The organism is Actinocrinis sp. (assembly GCF_035605935.1).
GTDB lineage: Bacteria > Actinomycetota > Actinomycetes > Streptomycetales > Catenulisporaceae > Actinocrinis.
Window position 1 is genome coordinate 1 of record NZ_DATNGK010000226.1, and the last position, 12,916, is coordinate 12,916.

Annotated in this window: 13 protein-coding genes and 1 pseudogene; 4 read left to right on the forward strand and 10 right to left on the reverse strand. The window is 67.8% G+C overall.

Going from position 1 to position 12,916, the window contains the following annotated elements; genetic code table 11:
* Positions 1 to 1,668: succinate dehydrogenase flavoprotein subunit (sdhA, locus tag VN779_RS18200; RefSeq protein WP_325724886.1), on the forward strand; the 1,668-nt coding region annotated here is incomplete at its 5' end.
* Positions 1,668 to 2,465: a succinate dehydrogenase iron-sulfur subunit gene (locus VN779_RS18205; RefSeq protein WP_325724888.1), complete on the forward strand. Its 798-nt coding sequence runs from the start codon at positions 1,668 to 1,670 to the stop codon at positions 2,463 to 2,465. The genes sdhA and VN779_RS18205, both read left to right, overlap by 1 nt.
* Positions 2,466 to 2,480: 15 nt before the next feature.
* On the opposite strand, the gene VN779_RS18210 is transcribed toward VN779_RS18205, so the two are convergent.
* On the reverse strand, positions 2,481 to 2,867 hold the full coding sequence (locus VN779_RS18210; RefSeq protein WP_414639708.1) for an SCO4848 family membrane protein: 387 nt from the start codon (positions 2,865 to 2,867) through the stop codon (positions 2,481 to 2,483).
* Between the two features lie 118 nt (positions 2,868 to 2,985).
* Positions 2,986 to 3,360, reverse strand: a complete 375-nt coding sequence (locus VN779_RS18215; protein WP_325724892.1) for a group 1 truncated hemoglobin — start codon at positions 3,358 to 3,360, stop codon at positions 2,986 to 2,988.
* 302 nt (positions 3,361 to 3,662) lie between these two features.
* On the opposite strand from VN779_RS18215, the gene VN779_RS18220 reads away from it, so the two are divergent.
* On the forward strand, positions 3,663 to 4,697 hold the full coding sequence (locus VN779_RS18220; protein ID WP_325724894.1) for an ATP-binding protein: 1,035 nt from the start codon (positions 3,663 to 3,665) through the stop codon (positions 4,695 to 4,697).
* 4 nt (positions 4,698 to 4,701) lie between these two features.
* Here the strand turns inward: VN779_RS18220 and VN779_RS18225 are convergent, their stop codons facing one another.
* The 5 genes from VN779_RS18225 to VN779_RS18245 are packed head-to-tail and all read right to left on the reverse strand — an operon-like array spanning position 4,702 to position 9,300.
* Positions 4,702 to 5,217: a GrpB family protein gene (locus VN779_RS18225; protein WP_325724896.1), complete on the reverse strand. Its 516-nt coding sequence runs from the start codon at positions 5,215 to 5,217 to the stop codon at positions 4,702 to 4,704.
* A 34-nt stretch (positions 5,218 to 5,251) separates the two neighbouring features.
* Complete coding sequence (locus VN779_RS18230) at positions 5,252 to 6,199, reverse strand: YihY/virulence factor BrkB family protein (RefSeq protein ID WP_325724898.1); 948 nt, start codon at positions 6,197 to 6,199, stop codon at positions 5,252 to 5,254.
* Between the two features lie 45 nt (positions 6,200 to 6,244).
* A complete protein-coding gene (locus VN779_RS18235) occupies positions 6,245 to 6,775 on the reverse strand; it encodes a 2'-5' RNA ligase family protein (protein WP_325724900.1) in 531 nt (176 codons plus the stop codon).
* The gene (trpS, locus tag VN779_RS18240; protein ID WP_325724901.1) at positions 6,772 to 7,854 is read right to left on the reverse strand and encodes a tryptophan--tRNA ligase; all 1,083 of its coding nucleotides are present in this window, start codon (positions 7,852 to 7,854) and stop codon (positions 6,772 to 6,774) included. Before trpS ends, VN779_RS18235 begins: the two co-directional genes overlap by 4 nt.
* A 33-nt stretch (positions 7,855 to 7,887) precedes the next feature.
* Entirely contained in the window at positions 7,888 to 9,300 is a 1,413-nt protein-coding gene (locus tag VN779_RS18245) for a hemolysin family protein (protein ID WP_325724903.1), read from the reverse strand.
* A 225-nt stretch (positions 9,301 to 9,525) separates the two neighbouring features.
* Between VN779_RS18245 and VN779_RS18250 the strand changes: the two genes are divergently transcribed.
* Complete coding sequence (locus VN779_RS18250; protein WP_325724905.1) at positions 9,526 to 9,963, forward strand: Lrp/AsnC family transcriptional regulator; 438 nt, start codon at positions 9,526 to 9,528, stop codon at positions 9,961 to 9,963.
* Positions 9,964 to 9,985: 22 nt separating this feature from the next.
* Here the strand turns inward: VN779_RS18250 and VN779_RS18255 are convergent, their stop codons facing one another.
* The 3 genes and pseudogenes from VN779_RS18255 to VN779_RS18265 all read right to left on the reverse strand — a co-directional run.
* The gene (locus tag VN779_RS18255) at positions 9,986 to 10,441 is read right to left on the reverse strand and encodes a cellulose binding domain-containing protein (protein WP_325724907.1); all 456 of its coding nucleotides are present in this window, start codon (positions 10,439 to 10,441) and stop codon (positions 9,986 to 9,988) included.
* A 194-nt stretch (positions 10,442 to 10,635) separates the two neighbouring features.
* Complete coding sequence (locus VN779_RS18260; RefSeq protein WP_325724909.1) at positions 10,636 to 12,336, reverse strand: DUF885 domain-containing protein; 1,701 nt, start codon at positions 12,334 to 12,336, stop codon at positions 10,636 to 10,638.
* An 83-nt stretch (positions 12,337 to 12,419) separates the two neighbouring features.
* Positions 12,420 to 12,916 (reverse strand): annotated as a pseudogene (locus VN779_RS18265) (malate dehydrogenase); the annotation flags it as partial.

The following is a 12,916-nucleotide window of genomic DNA, read 5'->3' on the forward strand; positions in this document are numbered from 1 at the left end:
TACCCGACCCGGTCACACACCGGCGCAGCGCAAGGCGGCATGTGCGCGGCTCTGGCCAACGTCGAGGACGACAACTGGGAGTGGCACACCTTCGACACGGTCAAGGGCGGCGACTACCTCACTGATCAAGACGCCGCCGAGATCATGTGCCGCGAGGCCATCGACGCGGTACTCGATCTGGAGAAGATGGGCCTGCCCTTCTCCCGCACCCCGGAAGGCCGGATCGACCAGCGCCGTTTCGGCGGGCACACGCGTAACCACGGTGAGGCTGCGGTACGTCGCTCCTGCTACGCGGCCGACCGGACCGGTCACATGATCCTCCAGACGCTTTATCAGAACTGCGTCAAGGAGGGCATCGAGTTCTTCAACGAGTTCTACGTCCTGGACCTGCTGCTCACCGAGCCCGACGACGGTGACACCGAAAATCCGGGCGTTCGCACCACTGCCGGCGTCGTCGCGTACGAACTAGCCACCGGCGAGATCCACGTCTTCCGCGCCAAGGCCGTCATCTTCGCGACCGGTGGCTTCGGCAAGGTCTTTAAGACCACATCCAACGCCCACACGCTCACCGGCGACGGTATGGGCATCATCTGGCGCAAGGGCCTGCCGCTGGAGGACATGGAGTTCTACCAGTTCCACCCGACCGGTCTGGCCGGGCTCGGCATCCTGCTGACCGAGGGAGCCCGCGGCGAGGGCGGCATCCTGCGCAACGCGGACGGTGAGCGCTTCATGGAGCGCTACGCGCCGACGATCAAGGACCTGGCGCCGCGTGACATCGTGGCCCGCTCGATGGTGCTCGAAGTGCGCGAGGGCCGCGGCGCGGGTCCGAACAAGGACTACGTCTACCTCGACCTGACACACCTTCCGGCCGAGCAGATCGAGGAGAAGCTGCCGGACATCACTGAGTTCGCGCGCACATACCTCGGCGTCGAGCCGACCACGGAACTGGTCCCGGTCTACCCGACAGCGCACTACGCGATGGGCGGCGTCCCGACCAACGTCGAGGCGGAGGTGCTCAGCGACAACAACACCGTCGTCCCCGGCCTGTACGCGGCGGGCGAGGTCGCGTGCGTGTCCGTCCACGGCGCGAACCGCCTCGGCACCAACAGCCTGCTGGACATCAACGTGTTCGGCCGGCGCGCAGGCATCGCCGCAGCGAAGTTCGCCGAGACCGCCGAACTCCCGGAGCTACCGGACAACCCGGCCGCGTACGTCGTCGAACTCATCGACAACCTGCGCAACGCGACCGGCACCGAGAAGGTCGCGCAGATTCGCAAGGAACTGCAGGACACGATGGACAACAACGCGGGCGTGTACCGCAACGACACGACGCTTAAGCAGGCCTACGAGGACGTCAAGGCACTGCAAGCGCGGTACAAGAACGTCGCGATCCAGGACAAGGGCAAGCGGTTCAACACCGACCTGCTTGAGGCGGTGGAACTGGGCTTCCTGCTCGACCTGGCCGAGATCCTGGTCGTGGGCGCGCGAAACCGCAAGGAGTCGCGCGGCGGCCATGCCCGCGAGGACTACCAGAAGCGGGACGACGAGAACTACATGCAGCACACGATGGCGTACCGGGAACCCAGGGCGGACGGCTCGTACGAGATCCGCCTGGGCTGGAAGCCCGTCAACGTCACCCGGTACCAGCCGATGGAGCGTAAGTACTGATGGCCACCGCAACCCTCGAGCAGCAGTCGGCTGGGAACGCAGACCAGGAGCCGGCGGCCGCCGCGCCGCAGTTCCTCACCCTCACTGTGCAGATCCATCGCTATAACCCGGACACCGAGGAGTCGCGCTGGGATGAGTTCGAGGTGCAGGCGCTGCCGACGTGGCGCATCCTCGACGCGCTGCACGCGATCAAGTGGGAGCAGGACGGTTCGCTGACCTTCCGCCGCTCCTGCGCGCACGGCGTCTGCGGTTCGGACGCGATGCGCATCAACGGCCGCAACCGCCTCGCCTGCAAGTCGCTCGTCAAGGACCTGATGACGATCGACAAGAAGACGGGCCGGGCCAAGCCGATCACGGTCGAGCCGATCCAGGGCCTGCCGGTGATCAAGGACCTGGTCGTGGACATGGAACCGTTCCTCCAGGCATATCGGGACATCAAGCCGTTCCTGATCGCGCACGGCAACTCGCCAACCCGCGAGCGGCTTCAGTCGCAGAAGGACCGCGAGCGTTTCGACGACACGACCAAGTGCATCCTGTGCGCGGCCTGCACGACGTCCTGCCCGGTGTTCTGGACGGACGGCCAGTACTTCGGCCCGGCGGCGATCGTCAACGCGCACCGCTTCATCTTCGATTCGCGCGATGACGCCGCCGACGAGCGCCTGGAGATCTTGAACGATCGCGAGGGCGTCTGGCGTTGCCGCACCACGTTCAACTGCACCGAGGCCTGCCCGCGCGGTATCCAGATCACTCAGGCCATCGCCGAGGTAAAGCGGGCCTTGATCACACGCAGGGTTTGATCTAGCGCGAGTGACTTACCGCACGGTCTGACGGTCAGACGCATCCGTAGCATCCGTCTCGCCGCGTACCGGTTCGACCTGGTGCGCGGCGCGGTGCGCCCGCAACCCACGCACCGGGGCCGGAGTCTTGGCGGCCGGAGCCGCAGCAGTCGTCTCGGTCGCCGTCACGTCGGCGGCCTTGGACGCGCGCAGTCCACGCCAGCCGAGCCATCCGATGGCGGAACCGAACGTGATCGAGATGACGGCCAACACCACGTGAACGCCAAAGAAGGCTGTCGGCGCGTGAGTCGGGCTCCATGACCGCGAGTCCGCTGAGATGTTCTTGATCAAGGTCACCCAGATAAACCACGACCACGCAGCGAACGCGATCAAGAGCCACGAAGCACGCCGGGACAGTTGCATGTCAACCAGGCTACCTGCCCCGAAATGATCAAGATCGTCCGCCCGCGCTCCTTCGCCCGTCGATATCAGAGACCACCAACCCGGCCACGCCGCTGATCGTCGTGACCTCCAGCGGGCGTTAGACAACCGGTTGTTCCGCCGGAGCCGTCACGATCTGGGCGCGCAGCGGAAGGAGCTTGCCGCCGATTTCGCCGATCAGCTCCTGCGGAACGCCGAGCCCGGCAAGCGTGTCCACGAGGTGCGCCACCACCGCGTCGAAGTCCGCGTCGGCGATGGCGAGCCCAGCGTGAGCGGCGGCCATGTCCCGGCCCTGATAGATCTCCGAGCCGCCGAGCGCCGCCGCGAGAAACGCACGCTGATGGGCTTTGAGCTTCGACAGGTCGACCTCGGCGAAGAAGTGGGTCAGGGCGGGGTCGCCGAGCAGCCGCGCATAGAAGTCGTCCACCGCGGCTTGCACGGACGGGGCGCCACCGATCGCGTCGTAAACGGTCATCAGGCTGCCTTACTGGGAGGAGACAATGCGGGCCTGGGACCGCAACGTAGGAGCGCTTTGTTGCCTGCGGCTTCCGTGCCCGAAGCCGACGCGAAAGAAGCGCCGCACAGCGCGAAATCGCGGCCGTGACGGTGCCGGCGTGAATATCTCGTTATCTGCTCGCCACAGGGGACAAGGGTGCGCACCCATTAGGCGGACCGGGATTTGACGAGCGCTGCGATGCTGCTGACAGACTGAGGCCACCTTCTTGCATTTGAAAATCATTTCCGAAGACCTCGGGAACGTCACGGTCGGAGCGCGTCATGCGGATCGCCTTCGTCGGTAAGGGCGGCAGCGGTAAGACCACCCTTTCCTCGCTCTTCATCCGGCACCTAGCGGCCGCCTCGGCCCCGGTGCTCGCGATCGACGCGGATATCAACCAGCACCTCGGCGCTGCGCTCGGTCTCGACGAGCGCGACGCGGCCGGCATTCCGCCGCTGAGCCGGTTCACTCGGGACCTCAAGGAGTACCTGCGCGGCAATAACCCGCGCATCGGTTCCGCCGCCGAGATGGTGAAGACCACGCCGCCTGGCACTGGCTCGCGTCTGCTGCGCTTCGGGTCTGAGTCGCCGCTGGATAAGTGGTGTACCTACAGATTCGACGACGGGAACGATGTAGACGGCGGCGGCGGCTCGGCAGACCTCGCGGGGGTCCGGCTGATGGTGACCGGGGTCTTTGAAGAGTCCGACCTTGGCGTCGCCTGCTACCACTCCAAGGTGGGCGCGGCCGAGCTGTATCTCAATCACCTGGTTGACGGGCCGGGCGAGTACGTGGTGATGGATATGACCGCGGGCGCGGACGCGTTCGCCTCCGGGCTGTTCACTCGCTTCGACGCAACCTTCCTCGTCGTCGAACCGACCCGTAAGAGCCTGAGCGTCTATCACCAGTACCGCCAGTACGCCGACGAGTACGGCATCGCGGTCCACGCCGTCGGTAACAAGATCACCGAGCCGGGCGACCTCGCCTTCCTCCGCGGGGAGTTGGGTAGCGCGCTCATCGGCGGGCTGGTGTTCTCCCGGGCCGTGCGCGCGCAGGAGCGCGGCGAGCCAATGTCGCTGGAGCAGTTGGAGCCCGAGAACCGGACACTGCTGGCCGACCTTCAGCGCCGCGTCGACGAGGTACCGAAGGATTGGGCGCGCTACACCGAACTCGCGCATCACTTCCACGTGAAGAATGCACACAGCTGGGCTAATAGCTCGATCGGCACGGACGTGACGACACAGATCGACCCGGACTTCTCGCTCGCCGCCCACGCGGCTCGCGCAGCTCACGTAGCGGAGGCAGTAGCAGCAGTCTGATCTCTCAGCCGAGGGTGACACCGTGCATCGCGAGCACGCGCGTGACAAAGGCCCGCTTGTTGGCGGTGTAGGCCTTGATGTCATCTCCGTGAGCGCCAGCGAGCCGCAGCTTGAGCGCCTGATATTCGTCGCGTAGAGCGCTGTCCGCGCGCAGCGCGTCGCGGAAGGTCAGCCGCTCGCGCCAGAGCGCGCTGCCGGGTTCGGTGAGGTGCAGCTGGTGTGTGCGCTCGGCGAGTTCATCGTGCTGCGGCTTGTGGAACCAGAGCGCTTCCGGGCGATGCGGCGCGTGCCGGTAGCCGTGCGCTTCGAGGACTGGGATCGCGGCCCGCGCTGCTGACAGGTCGCTGACGCCCGCCATGATGTCGAGGATCGGCTTGGCGGACAGTCCAGGGATCGCCGTCGAGCCGATGTGGTGCACGCCGCCGACTAGCCAGGGCGAAAGCAGGCGGTCAAGCTCCGCGCGCTCGGCTTCGAAGCGGAACGGCCAGCGTGGGTCGTAGGCGACGACGGTGATCGGCACAGTCCAGGGTCTCACGGTGTCGCACGGCCGGATGTCACTCGTCGGCCTGTGCGCCGCGCTGGTCCAGTGTCCGGGTGGCGGTCCATGCCGACAGGAACAGCAAGACCTGGAAGGTGAGGTTGAACCACAGCAGCAGCGCGACCGGGACGCCGAATGCGCCGTACAGCGTCTTGCCCGCGACGCGGTCCAGGTACGCGGCCAACAGCCGTTTGGTGACTTCGAACAGGATGGCCGCGACGAGAGAGGTGCGCAGCAGGAGGGTGCGCGGGACGCGCAGGCGCGGAATGCCCGCGAGTAAGAATGCGAACATGAGCGTCGATGCGACCAGGCCGACAAACGTCCCGAGCAGCCAAAGGAACACCCGTGCCGGGGGCGTGTCCGCGATGCCGAGTGCCCGCAACACGATGCCGGCAAGGGCGGAGGTGGCGGCCGACGCGGTGAGCGAGATCACCACGGTGAGCCCGAGACCGATCAGCGAGCCGAGGTCCGCCAGCTTCCTGGTGGCGAACCCGCCGGGCATGTCCTCGACCTCCCAGATCGTGCGCAGGGAGCCGCGAGCCGCGTTCACCCAGGACAGGCCGGTCCACACCAGCAGCACGCCGCCGACCACGCCGATGGTGGCCGCGTTGCTGACGACGCCGTCGAGCGGCAGCTTGTCCGCGATGCCGGGGACGTTCTCCTGGATGCGGTCGCGCAGATGCTCGATCCCTGAGTTGCCGAGCAGTGCGGCCGTGACCGCGAGGCTGACCGCCAGCAACGGGAAGAGGGAGAGGAAGGCCGAGTAAGTGATCGCCGCGGCCAGGCGGCTGCCGCGCTGGGTCCGGTAGCGGTTGAAGGCCCGCCAGGCGGTGGTGCGGTTGACGCGGTCGATCCACGGCATGACGCGTGCTTTGGCCCGCGAACCGACGTGCAGAGTTCTCCTCGGTATCGGCAGGGCCGAGATGAGCGCTCTGATTCGGGTGTTGATGCCGCCGACTGCCACGCGCCAAGGCTAATGCCGAGCCGCTGGCGGCGCTTGGGGGCGCGCTCAGGCAGCGGCGCGCACTACGGAGGGAAAGGGAAAGGTGCGCACCGCGCGCCACATCCCATCCGGCTGCAGCTCGTAGAGACCGAACCCGGATATCTCGAACTCGGCCTCGTAGCCGGCCAGATCGGCCTGCGCGACGTCCAGCGCGGCGTCGCCAAGATCGTGCGCGATCGTCACGTGCGGGTGGTACGGGAACTGCAACCCCCGCTCCAGCACCCCGGCGCGCACCTGGGCTTCCAGCTCGATGCACTCCAGCAGGCCGCGCTCGACCCGCAGGAAGACGACCTGGGAGACCGGGCGGAAGGTGCCGGTGCCGCGCAACCGCATCGAGAACGGCCGGCCGCGCGCGGCGATCGCGGCGAGATGACCCTCGATCTGCGCCGCCGCCGCCGGGTCGACTTCGGTCGGCGGGAGCAGGGTCACATGCATCGGCACAATCTCGGCCTGCGGGTCCCCGTACGCCCGGCGGCGCGCGCGAAGTTCGCCGCCGTACGGTTCGGGGATCGCAAGGAGTATGCCGATCGTACTCATCGAGTCAGCACAGTAGCCGATCGCGAGGCGGCCGGGGCAGCGGGCAGGAAACCGATGTGATCATAGGTAGCGGCGACGGTGGCAGCCGCCAGATCGCGCGCCCTCTCCGCGCCCTCCGCCAGGATCGCGTCCAGCTTGTCCGGCTCGGCCAAGATCGCGTCGGTACGCTCCTTGAACACGCCGAAGGTGCTGACGACCAGCTCGGCCAGGTCCTTCTTCAGGTCGCCGTAGCCGTGGCCCTCGTACGCGCGCTCCAGGTCCTGGACGGTGCGGCCGTCCAACGCGCTGTAGATGCGCAGCAGGTTCGAGATGCCGGGCTTGTTCACCTCGTCGAAGCGGATCTCCCGCTCGGCGTCGGTGACCGCGGACTTGATCTTCTTCGCGTTGACCTTCGGGTCGGCCAGCAGCTCGATCAGGCCGGCCTCGGACTCCGCGGACTTGGACATCTTCGCGGTCGGATCCTGCAGGTCGAGGATCTTGCCGGTGTCCTTGATGATGTACGGCTTGGGGACCACGAAGGTCTCGCCGTACCGGCTGTTGAAGCGCTGCGCCAAGTCGCGGCTCAGCTCCAGGTGCTGGCGCTGGTCCTCGCCGACCGGGACGTAATCGGCCTGGTAGAGCAGGATGTCGGCGGCCATCAGCATCGGATAGGTGAACAGGCCGACCGTGGCCGCGCCGACGCCGTGCCTGGCCGACTTGTCCTTGAACTGGGTCATCCGGGAGGCCTCGCCGAACCCGGTGATGCAGTTCATCACCCAGGCGAGTTGCGCGTGTCCGGGCACGTGGCTCTGCACGAACAGGGTGCAGCGCTGCGGGTCGAGACCGGCGGCGAGCAGCTGCGCGGCGGCCACCTGGCTGCTGCGCCGGAGGGCGGCCGGGTCCTGCTCGACCGTGATCGCGTGCAGATCGACGACGCAGTACAGCGCGTCGTAGTCATCCTGCATCGCCACCCAGTTGCGGACCGCACCCAGGTAGTTGCCGAGGTGGAACGAGCCGGACGTGGGCTGGATGCCGCTGAAGACCCGGGGCCGGGCGGCCTGCGCGGTGGTCTGCGGCTGAGGCGAGTGATCGGACGACATGTGTTCTATTGTCGCAGACCGGGCCCCGATGCCTCACCCTTCTTTCCGCGCCCCCTGAGTCGCCTCGGCGGTGCGCGCGGGGGCTGATTCGACGGCTGATTCGGGCACCGGCTCTGACATCGGCTCGGAGAACGGCTCAGCTGGCGGTTCGAACGCGGGCTCGGATGCGGGCTCGGTGTGGGTCAGCCGGACGCGGGCGATGCGGCGGCCGTCCAGCGCGTGCACCGTCAGCCGCAGCCCGTCGAACGCGACCTGGTCACCGATCGCGGGCAGCCGGCCAAGCCGGGCGACGATGTACCCGGCCAGCGTCTCGTAGGGCCCGTCGGTGAGTTCGACGCCGGTCTCGTCCTGGAAGTCGTCGAGGTTGATCAGCCCGTCGAGTTCGAGATCGCCGTTGCGCAGCCGGGTCACCCGGGCGCGGGCCACGTCGTACTCGTCCCGGATGTCGCCGATGACCTCTTCGACGAGGTCTTCCAGCGTCACGATGCCGGCGGTGCCGCCGTATTCGTCGAGCACGATGGCCAGGTGGAAGGAGTCGCGGCGCATCTCGGAGAGCGCCGAGAGCACGTGCTTGGTCTCCGGCAGGAATATCACCGGCCGGGTCAGATCGGCCACCCGCCGGGCGCGGTCGCGGGCGTCCGGGGCGAGCAGGTCGCGCACGTGGACGAACCCGACAATGTTGTCTGACGAACCGTCAATCACCGGATAGCGGGAGTGTGGCCGGCGCCCTATCAGCGCGGCGGCCTCTTCCAGCGGTATCGCTCCGTCGAGGAAGATCACCTCGGTGCGCGGAACCAGCACTTCGCGCAGTTGCCGGTCGCCGGCGCCGAAGACCTCGTCGATCAGTCGGCGCTCGTCTTTGCTGAGCGTGTCGGTGGAGGCGACGAGCTGGCGCAGTTCCGCCTCACTGACCTGCTCGCGGCCGATGTCCGGGTCGCCGCCGAATAGCCGCACGACACCATCGGTGCATACGGAGAGCAGCCAGATCACCGGCCGGCAGATCCGAGCCATGCCCTGCAGGAACGGCGCGACTGCCTTCGCGGTGGATTCGACCCGTTGCAGGGCGAGCCGCTTGGGCGCCAGCTCGCCGATCACGAGCGTGATGAACGAGATGATCATCGTCACGCCGACCAGGCCGACGAAGCCGGCCAGGCCCGAAGCCAGTCCGGCGCGTACGAGCGCCCGCCTGGCGCTTTCGGAGAGGGTCGTCGCGCCGTACGCGGAGGAAAGCAGCGCGGTGAGCGTGACGCCGATCTGCACGGTGGCCAGGAACCGGTTGGGGTCCCGCACCAGGCGCGCGACGATGCCGCCGCGCCGTCCGGAGGCGGCGAGCGACTGGAGTTGCCCCTCGCGCAGCGAGACCAGCGCGATCTCGGAGGCCACGAACAGCGCCTCGATCAGGATGAGGGCGAGGACGACGAGACAGGAGACGACGGTCGGGTTCACGGCGTGCGCTGCACCTGCCTGCTTTGCTCCGGGACGCGGCTGCGCCGGAGGCTGTGCGGTAGCGCGCACGCCGGTCTATGTGCGCCCGGGTCCAGGCCGCCCGAGGGTTGGGTACTTGTGCCCATGGGAAAAGTCTACCGATCTGCTGGTGTGCGGGCCGTCCCCGAAGATCCCGGAAGCTCCCGGAAACGGCAATGAATTATCCAGGGGTTCTAAAATTCCCGAATGCGAACCGACGAGACGGACGAGCGGATCATCGGCTGCCTGCTGCGTGACGCCCGCTCCGCGTACGCCGACATCGGCGCACAGGTGGGATTGTCCGCACCCGCGGTGAAGCGGCGGGTGGATCGGCTGCGCGCCGAAGGCCTGATCACCGGGTTCACTGCGCTGGTCAATCCGGCCGCTCTCGGCTGGACGACGGAGGCTTTCGTCGAGCTGTACTGCACCGGCCGCACCTCGCCGGACACCATCCGCGCAGCCATGTCCGAAAATCCGGAGATCATCGCGGCGTATACGGTTACCGGCGAGGCGGACGCGCTGCTGCACGTGCGCACTCGGGACACCGCGCATCTAGAGACGGTTCTGGAGCGGGTACGGATGGCGCCCTTCGTACAGCAGACCAAGTCTGTGCTGGTGCTCTCCCGGCTGATCGACCGGCGCTAGCCTACGGGCGCTGCCGGAATGGCTATTGGAACGGGACCAAGCCGGCGGCGCAGGTGATGTTCGTGAAGCCGCCTTGCACCGGCCCCTCCACGACTCCGCCGACGCTGTTCGCCGATGCGCCCGGCGCGACCGGGCCGGAGTCGTAGTTGCGCACCACGACATGCTGACCTGACTGGACGACGGTGCCGTTCCAGACCGTGTAGGCGATGTCGCCGGACGGCGCGTCGAACGTGATGACCCAGCTGTTGAAGGCCGAGGTCCCGGTGTTGGTGACGACGAATTGGAAGTCGAACCCGCCGCTCCACTGGACCGGATACGTGACAGTCGCGCGGCATGAGTATGCGCCGGTGTCGTTTGCCGGCGCGGACGCCTTCGCCGACACCGCCGCCAAGGCGGACGAGGGCGCCAATGCGAGCCCCAGTCCGATGGCCAGCGACGCGGCCAAGAACGCGCGATTCCGCTTACCCCGTGTACGCATCAGAGTTCTCCCTTACCCGCTTTCGACAGCCCCATGAGCTGTCGTCACGCTACGTCGGAGGGATGCGCAGGGCAATGGCGCGCCGTACATCGAGCACTGATTCGCTGCTCGTCGCGCGGCGCGCCGTGGCCGTTCGTGAAAGCTACAACCGTGGAAGCCATCGTCTTGGCGGCCGCGCCCGCGGCCGCGAAAACCTACAGCCGGGCCAGCGCCGCCTGGAGCGGGTCGAGGCCGAGGCTGCCGAGCGCGAGCGCCTGGCTGTGGAACTCCTTGAGGTCGAACGCCGCGCCCTTGCGCGCCTTCGCGTCCGCGCGGGCCTGAAGCCAGATCCGCTCGCCCAGCTTGTAGGAAGGCGCCTGGCCCGGCCAGCCGAGATAGCGGTTGAGCTCGAAGCGCAGCATCTCGTCGCCGACCCGCACGTGCGCGCGCAGGAACTCCCAGGCCAGTTCCGCGTCCCAGGTCTCGCCCTCGTGCCAGCCGGTGCCCGCGGGGATCGGCAGTTGCAGGTGCACGCCGAGGTCGACGACGACCCGGGCGGCGCGCAGCATCTGTCCGTCGAGCATGCCGAGCAGGTCGCCGGGATCCTCCAGGTAGCCGAGTTCTTCCATCAGCCGCTCGGAATACAGAGCCCAGCCCTCGCCGTGCCCGGAGACCCAGCACATCAGCCGGCGCCAGCGGTTGAGCTTTTCGCGCTGGTAGACGGCCTGCGCGATCTGCAGGTGGTGACCGGGGACGCCCTCGTGGAACACGGTGGTGACCTCGCGCCAGGTGGAGAACTCCTCGACGCCGTCGGCCACCGCCCACCACATTCGGCCGGGCCGGGTGAAGTCCTCGCTTGGCGCGGTGTAGTAGATCCCGCCTTCGCTGGTCGGCGCGATCATGCACTCGATCCGCCGGGCGGGCTCGGGGATGTCGAAGTGCGTGCCATGCAAGTCGACGATCGTGCGATCGGCCAGCTCCTGCATCCAGTCGCGGAAGGCCGCCTTTCCGGCGATCTTGCGGCCGGGCTCGTGGTCGAGCGCGGCCACCGCGTCGTCGACCGTGCCGCCCGGCACGATGAGCCCGGCGACCCGGTTCATCTCGGCTTCCAGTCGCTTGACCTCGGACCAGCCCCAGGCGTACGCGTCGTCGAGATCCACCGCCGCGCCGAGGAAGTAGCGCGAGTTGAGCGCGTAGCGTTCGCGGCCGACCGCGTCCTGCTCGGGGGCGTAGGGCAGCAGCTCGGATTCGAGGAAGGCGCCGAACTCGGAAGTCGCGGCCTGTGCCTTCTGCGCCGCGCGGTCCAGCTCGGCGCGCAGCGCGCCTTCGGCCCCAGTGCGGCCGACCAGCCCGGCATAGAAGCCGGCGCTCTCAGGACCGGTCCCGTCCCCTGACTCGGCCGCCGAGGACGCACGGCCCGACCACTCAGCACACTGCTTCGCGCATTCGATGACCTGGCGCCGCGCCGCGACGTGCCCGTTCTTGGCCGATTCCAGCAGCGTGCGCCGCAGGCCCGCGTACGCGTCCGGGACGGCCGCCATCCGCAGCGCGAGATTGCGCTGCGCCTCTTCGCCCTCGACCGGCATCAGGTCGAAGACCTGGCGCACCGCCTGCAACGGACTTGCCAGCACATTGAGATCGCTGGTGGCCTCGCCGGCGTCGTAGAACTCGACCGCGAGTCCGAGCCGTTCGAGCATCGCGTCCTTGGCGACCTGCTCGCTCTCGTCGTTCGCACTGGCTGCTTTCAACGCGGCGATCGTCTCGCGGTCCAGGTCCACCCGCGCCCGAAAGCCTTCGGGGCTCAGGTCGGACATGCGGTCGTCGTACCCGGGGATGCCGCAGTAGGTGGCCTCCAGCGGGTTGAGCGGCGCCGCGCGCTCGACGTACCCGTCCGCGATCTCGTTGATGTTGCTCATGTGACGGCACGCTAGCGCCGACTGCCCGGGATGGGCTGCTCAATTTCCCGGACAGTCGGCGATGATGAGGGAAAACCCTATGGTCAGATCAGGCCGAGCTCGCGAACCGCGTCGCGCTCCTCGGACAGCTCCTTGACCGAGGCGTCGATCCGGCCGCGGGAGAACTCGTTGATCTCCAGGCCCTGGACGATCTCGAAGTCACCGTTGCGGGTGGTCACCGGGAACGAGGAGACCAGGCCCTCCGGCACCCCGTACGAACCGTCGGAGACGACGCCCATCGAGGTCCAGTCGCCCTCGGCGGTGCCGTTGAACCAGGTGAAGACGTGGTCGAGAGCGGCCGACGCGGCTGACGCGGCGGAGGAGGAACCGCGCGCCTCGATGATCGCGGCCCCGCGCTTGGCCACGGTCGGGATGAAGGAGCTCTCCAGCCACTGCTGGTCGCTGATGTACTCGGCGGCGTTCTTGCCGGAGATCTTGGCGTTGAACAGGTCCGGGTACTGGGTGGCCGAGTGGTTGCCCCAGATGGTCACGTTGCTGATCTCGGTGACCGGCACGCCGGCCTTCTTCGAGACCTGCGCGA